At 74.2% G+C, this 6,087-nt stretch carries 5 protein-coding genes; 3 read left to right on the forward strand and 2 right to left on the reverse strand.

Annotated features, from left to right (window positions below; genetic code table 11):
• Window positions 1-10: 10 nt before the first annotated feature.
• Both secD and ACFVIM_RS31775 read right to left on the reverse strand, forming a co-directional pair.
• On the reverse strand, window positions 11-2,290 hold the full coding sequence (gene secD, locus ACFVIM_RS31770; protein ID WP_384308816.1) for a protein translocase subunit SecD: 2,280 nt from the start codon (window positions 2,288-2,290) through the stop codon (window positions 11-13).
• A 113-nt stretch (window positions 2,291-2,403) separates the two neighbouring features.
• Complete coding sequence (locus tag ACFVIM_RS31775) at window positions 2,404-2,982, reverse strand: hypothetical protein (RefSeq protein ID WP_384308819.1); 579 nt, start codon at window positions 2,980-2,982, stop codon at window positions 2,404-2,406.
• 164 nt (window positions 2,983-3,146) lie between these two features.
• On the opposite strand from ACFVIM_RS31775, the gene ACFVIM_RS31780 reads away from it, so the two are divergent.
• Genes ACFVIM_RS31780 through ACFVIM_RS31790 form a run of 3 tightly spaced genes read left to right on the forward strand, consistent with a single transcriptional unit; the run spans window position 3,147 to window position 5,919 of the window.
• Window positions 3,147-4,013, forward strand: coding sequence for an ABC transporter substrate-binding protein (locus tag ACFVIM_RS31780; RefSeq protein ID WP_384308829.1), 867 nt, complete (start codon window positions 3,147-3,149; stop codon window positions 4,011-4,013).
• Complete coding sequence (locus ACFVIM_RS31785) at window positions 4,010-4,957, forward strand: amino acid ABC transporter permease (protein ID WP_384308822.1); 948 nt, start codon at window positions 4,010-4,012, stop codon at window positions 4,955-4,957. Before ACFVIM_RS31780 ends, ACFVIM_RS31785 begins: the two co-directional genes overlap by 4 nt.
• 5 nt (window positions 4,958-4,962) lie before the next feature.
• Window positions 4,963-5,919 carry an amino acid ABC transporter ATP-binding protein gene (locus tag ACFVIM_RS31790; protein WP_384308826.1) on the forward strand — a complete coding sequence of 319 codons (957 nt, stop codon included), beginning with the start codon at window positions 4,963-4,965 and terminating at the stop codon, window positions 5,917-5,919.
• Window positions 5,920-6,087 lie beyond the last annotated feature (168 nt).

Raw genomic sequence — 6,087 nt, forward strand, 5'->3', positions numbered from 1 at the left:
CGTCGGACCGTCAGACCACAGCCCCCGTCCCCGTCCGTGAGGGCCGCGCCTGGCGCGGCCGGTCCGGATGGCGCCCCTGGAGCGAGACCGCCAGCGGCATCGCGGTGAAGATGGTGGAGGCGATCCCCAGCACCACCCCCGCCAGCAGCGCGATCGAGAAGTCCCGCAGCGAGTCACCGCCGAGCACCGCCAGCGCCACCAGGACGAAGAGGGCGCCCATCCCGGTGTTGACCGTACGCGGGAGGGTCTGGGCCACCGCGCGGTCGGCCAGCTCGGGCCACGCCCCGCGCGGAGAGCGGCGGCGCAGCTCCCGCAGCCGGTCCAGCACCACCACCGTGTCGTTGACCGAGTACCCGATCACCGTGAGCAGCGCCGCCAGGAACACGCTGTCCACCGGTTTGCCCAGCCAGGCGAAGAGCCCCACCACCAGGAGCACGTCCTGGGTCATCGCGGCGACCGCCGCCGTCGCGAACGTCCAGCGGAAGCGGACCGTGAGATAGACGAGCTGCGCCGCGACCGCGACCGCCAGCGCGATCAGCGCATGGGTGCGCAGCTCACTGCCGAGGCTGGGGCCGATCATCTCGTCCTTCTCGACACTCGCCCCGCCGCCGATCCTCCCGAGCGCCTCGCGGACCTCCTCCTTCTCCCCGTCGGACAGCTCACCGGTGCGCACGCTGACGCCGTCATCCCCGCTCTTCTGGACGACCGCGCGCGGGAACCCGGCGTCGGCCACGGCCTCCCGTGCGAGGTCCGCGCTCACCGGGCGCTCGGTGGTGTACTCCACCACCCGGCCGCCGGTGAACTCGACACCGAACTCAAGACCGCGCACCCCGATCCCGCCGAGCGCCACCACCAGCAGCGTCCCGCACACCGCCAGCCAGCGCCTGCGGCGGTGCATCAGCCGGGGCGGACGGCGCTCCAGCCAGGTGCGGACCCGGCCCGCCGAGGTGATCCCGGTGAGCGAGGGCCGCCGCCGCACCACGCCCCGGCGCAGCGCCCAGTCGGCCAGCAGCCGGGTGATGACCATCGCCGAGACCAGGGAGGCCAGCACGCCGATCGCCAGCGTCACCCCGAAGCCCTTGACCGGGCCGGTGGCGAAGACGAAGAGCAGACCCGCCGCGAGCAGGGTGGTCACATGCGAGTCGGCGACGGCGCTCCACGCCTTGGTGAACCCGATCCGCAGCGGACGCTCCAGACCCGGGTCCCGTACGGACCGGTACTCCTCCCGGGCGCGTTCGAAGACCAGCACATTGGCGTCGACGGCGATTCCGATCGCGAGGACGAACCCGGCGAGCCCCGGCAGGGTGAGTGTGGCGCCGAGGCCGACGACGGCGGCGTACGAGATCAGTCCGTACAGCGCCAGCGCGATGGTGGCGAGCAGACCGAGCAGCCGGTAGACGGCGATGATGAAGACGCCGGTGCAGACCAGTCCGATCACGGCGGCCATCGCACTGGCCCGGATGGCGTCCGCGCCGAGGGTGGGGCCGACGGTGGTCTGCTCGACCGTCGTCACGGGCACGGGCAGCGCGCCGCCCTTGACCAGCGCCGCGAGATCGCGTGCCGCGTCCGCCGAGAAGCCGCCGGTGATCTGCGCGTTCCCGCCCGTGATGCCCGCCCCGCACGGTACCGAGGACTCCATGCCCGGCGCGGACACGATGGCGTCGTCCAGGACGATCGCGACCCGGCGGGCCGGATCGCCGGGGGCGGCACAGGCCGCCTGACCGGTCAGTTCCGCCCAGGGCTCGCCCTTGCCCCGGAAGGAGAGGCTGACGGTCCAGCCCCGGCCCGACTGGGTGTCGAGGACGGCCTCGGCGTCCTTGACACCCTCCCCGGTGAGCGCGGGCGGCGCCAGGCTCAGGAAGCCGCCCGGGACATCGGGGTCCGGCAGCACCCGGGAGCCGTCGGCGGCCGGGGCGCTCTCCTTCGGACCCTGGGTGATCTCCCGGACGGGATGGAAGGTGAGCTGCGCGGTACGGCCGATGACCTCGGCCGCCTCACGGGGGTCGCGCACCCCCGGCAGTTCGACGACGATCCGGCGCTCGCCCGAGCGCGCCAGTGAGGGCTCGGCGACACCGAGCGCGTCGACCCGCTGCCGCAGCACCTCCAGCGCCCGGTCGGTGGCCTCGGCGTCGGCGCGGACGGTGGGCGAGTCCCGGGTCTCCAGGACGATACGGGTGCCACCCCGGAGATCGAGCCCCAGGGTGGGCGGAACGGCCACGGCGACCCAGAGGGACGCGGCGACCACGGCGAGCGCGAACAAGGCGCGCCAGAGCCGGGCACGTGAGGACATGGCGGAACTCCACGAACAGCGCGGCACACCCCGGCGGGCGGCCACGGACGGCGAGTAGGGATGCGGCGGACCGCGCCCGGCCCGAAGGGGCGGGACGGCGGACGCCGAAGACGTCACCTGCTCGTGGCGAAGGGGGGCGCGCGGGAGTGTCGCGGATCGTAGGGGGCGTGCGGCGGCGCGCGTTCGCGCCGGTCCTCGAACCGGTCGGTGCCGACCGCCACCACCGGCGGCGCCCAGGACACCGGCACCGCGACCGGTGCCGCCAGCGGCGGCGGACCACCCTGGTCGGCGGCCTCGGCCTGCTGCGGTACGGAGGCGGGCGGCGCCCGCCGCAGATCGGGCCGCCCGGTGGTGGCCCGATGGGGATGGTCGGTACGGGTGGGGGAAGGCGGGGTCGTCGCGGGCGCCGTGACCGAGAGTGCCCCGGACCCGGCTGAGGGCGCGGGTGTCGCCGAGGGCGCGGGCGCGGAGTGCGGCGCCGCGTCCCCGGGAGCGGCGAGCGTGACCGTACCCGGCGCGGTCGGCTGGGCGGCCCCGGTGAGCTGGACGGACCCGGACGCGGACCCGGAGATCCCGATGGCGGAGGCCCCGGCCGCCGGGGCGGCCCCGGTCAGCAGCAGGGCGACCGCCCACACGGCCAGCAGCAGCGGGGAGAGCGCGGCGGCGATCAGGGGGCGCGCGTGACGACCCATCCGCCCACCCCCGTCCGCCCACTGGCCGCTCTCCGTCCGGATCACAGCCTAGGCGACGCCCCCGGACACCTCCACACTGGTGCCGCACGGCTCCGCCGCCGTCCCGGTGGGCGCGCCCCGCCCGGACGGTTCCGCCACCACGGCTCGCCTGGAGGTCACGCGTGTTGGAGACGGTCAGACCACGGCGCGGTCGCGCCAGCACTCCCCTTCCCGTCAGGACCGGGGTCCTCGCCGTCAGGACCGGCGCGATCACGCTGGCCCTGGGGCTCGCGCTGATCACCGGCTGCGCCAAGGACGCGGAGGAGGGGGAGGCCGCGGGCGGGGTGCCCGTCGTGGCGAAGGGCGCGCTGACCACCTGCACCCACCTTCCGTACCCTCCGTTCCAGTTCGAGCGGGACGGCCGGATCGTCGGCTTCGACGTCTCCCTGATCGATCTGGTGGCCGAGGACCTCGGGGTCGAGCAGAAGATCGTGGACACGCCGTTCGAGAACTTCAAGACCGGGGCCTTCCTCAACTCGGGGCAGTGTGACCTGGCCGCCGCCGGGATGACCATCACCGAGGACCGCCGGAAGAACGTGGACTTCTCCGTTCCGTACTTCGACGCCACCCAGGCGCTGCTCGTCCGGAAGAAGAGCGGCCCGCGCTCCCTCGCCGCCGTCCGGGCCACCCGGGCGAAGGTCGGCGCCCAGGCCGAGACCACCGGGGAGACCTACGCCAAGGAGCAGGGGCTCGACCCCGTCGGCTTCGACAGCGCCGACCAGGTCCTCGCCGGGCTCCGCTCCGGCCAGGTGGCGGCGGCCGTCATCGACTACCCGGTGGCGAGCGGCTGGCTCAAGGACCCCGGGATCGCGAAGGAGTTCGCCCTCGGCCAGAACATCGAGACCGGCGAGCAGTACGGGGTCGCCGTGAAGAAGGGCAACGCCAAGCTCCTCGCGGCGGTCGACCAGGCGATCGAGACCGCCCGCGCCGACGGGACCTACCGCAAGCTGTACGAACGGTGGATCGGCCCGATGCCCACGGACACGCCATGACCGGACGCCCCGACGCCCGGGGCGAGAAGCCGGGGCCGGGTGGGGCGGGCGGCGAAGGGCGTGAGCGTGAGGGGGACAAGGGGTCCGTTCCCCCGGCGCGCCGGGCACCCGGCCGGGCCCACCACCGCGCCGCCGGTCGCGGTCACGGGCGCCGTCTCACCCGGCGACGGCGACGACGGCTGGCCCAGGGCCTCCAGTACCTGCTCCTCGCCGCCGTCCTCGCCCTCGCCGCGCTGAGCGCCGACTGGGACCGGCTGGCCCGCCAGTTCGCCCAGACCGACTTGGTGTCACGGCTCTTCCCCGAGGTCATCACCGTCGCCCTGCGCAATACGGTCGTCTACACCCTCTCGGGCTTTCTCCTCGGTCTGGTGCTGGGGCTGCTCATCGCGCTGATGCGGCTCTCGTCCGTGGCTCCCTACCGCTGGCTGGCCACGGTCTACATCGAGTTCTTCCGGGGGCTGCCCGCCCTGCTGATCTTCATCTTCGTCGGGGTGGCGGTGCCGCTCGCCTTCCCCGGGACCGAGATCCCCGGCGGTACCTACGGCAAGGTGGCGCTCGGCCTCGGCCTGGTCGCCGCCGCCTATATGGCGGAGACCATCCGGGCGGGCATCCAGGCCGTCCCCCGGGGACAGATGGAGGCGGCCCGCTCGCTCGGCTTCTCGCACACGCGCGCCATGGTGTCGGTGATCATCCCGCAGGCGCTGCGGATCGTCGTGCCGCCGCTCACCAACGAGCTGGTGCTGCTCTTCAAGGACTCCTCGCTGGTGCTCTTCCTCGGGGTGACGCTCGATGAGCGGGAGCTGACCAAGTTCGGCCGGGACCTCGCCAGCCAGTCGGCGAACTCGACCCCGATCCTGGTCGCGGGGCTCTGCTATCTGCTGGTGACGGTGCCGCTGAGTCTGGTGGTGCGCCGTCTGGAGGCCAAGGCCGCCAAGGGGGCGTGACACACATGACGATCCGGGACCACGACGCCGACCGCGCCGACGCCTCCGACCGCACAGGCCACACCGACCGCGCCGACGCCTCCGACCGCACCGACCGCACCGACCGGGCCGACCGGGCCGACCGGGCCGACCGCACCGACCGGGCCGACCGTACGGGGATCGGCGCGGCGCCGGAGATCGAGATCCAGGGCCTCCACAAGGACTTCGGCGGGCCTCCGGTGCTGCGCGGGATCGATCTGGAGGTGGCCCGGGGCGACGTCGTCTGTGTGATCGGGCCCTCCGGCTCGGGGAAGTCCACCCTGCTGCGGTGTGTGAACCTGCTGGAGGTGCCCACCCGGGGCCGGGTCGTCGTCGGAGGTACGGAGGTCACCGACCCGGACGTGGACATCGACGCGGTCCGGCGCCGTATCGGCATGGTCTTCCAGCAGTTCCACCTCTTCCCACACCTGACTGTGGCCGAGAACCTCACCCTGCCGCAGCGGCGCGTCCTGCGCCGGGACCGGCGGCGCGCGGCGGCCGTGGCCCGGGACCATCTGGCCCGGGTCGGCCTCGCCGAGAAGGCCGACACCCATCCGGCCCGGCTCTCCGGTGGTCAGCAGCAGCGGGTGGCCATCGCCCGCGCGCTCTGTATGGAACCCGAGGTGATGCTCTTCGACGAGCCCACCTCCGCCCTCGATCCCGAGCTGGTCGGCGAGGTCCTGGCCGTGATGCGGCTGCTGGCGGCGGAGGGGATGACGATGATGGTCGTCACCCATGAGATGGGTTTCGCGCGCGAGGTCGCCGACCGGGTGGTCTTCCTGGACGAGGGGCTGGTGGCCGAGGAGGGTCCGGCGGCCCGGGTCGTCACCGCTCCGCGCGAGGAGCGCACCCGGATCTTCCTCGACCGGGTGCTGCGGCCCACGGGGACGGTGACCCCGGCGGAGGGTGCCCCCGGCCGGCCGCCGACGGAGAGCGGCCACTGAGCCGGGCTGGGGCGAGGTCCGCGAGGTGGCCGCGCGGGCGCGGCGGTGGGTGTGGGTGAGCGAGGACCTGGGCCGGTGCCCCCACCGACATCAGGAGCACCGGCCCAGGCCCGTCGGGGACCGCCGACGGCGGTCGGTCGAGGAGCCCGGAGGAGACGACCCGGGTCC

The sequence above is a fragment of the Streptomyces sp. NPDC057638 genome (assembly GCF_042800315.1).
Taxonomy (GTDB): Bacteria; Actinomycetota; Actinomycetes; order Streptomycetales; family Streptomycetaceae; genus Streptomyces.

Bases quoted from the DNA above. Each gene is read 5' to 3' on its own strand.
- ACFVIM_RS31790 (WP_384308826.1), top strand. From the start codon at position 4,963: ATGACGATCCGGGACCACGACGCCGACCGCGCCGACGCCTCCGACCGC.
- secD (WP_384308816.1), bottom strand. From the start codon at position 2,290: ATGTCCTCACGTGCCCGGCTCTGGCGCGCCTTGTTCGCGCTCGCCGTG.
- ACFVIM_RS31785 (WP_384308822.1), top strand. From the start codon at position 4,010: ATGACCGGACGCCCCGACGCCCGGGGCGAGAAGCCGGGGCCGGGTGGG.
- ACFVIM_RS31775 (WP_384308819.1), bottom strand. From the start codon at position 2,982: ATGGGTCGTCACGCGCGCCCCCTGATCGCCGCCGCGCTCTCCCCGCTG.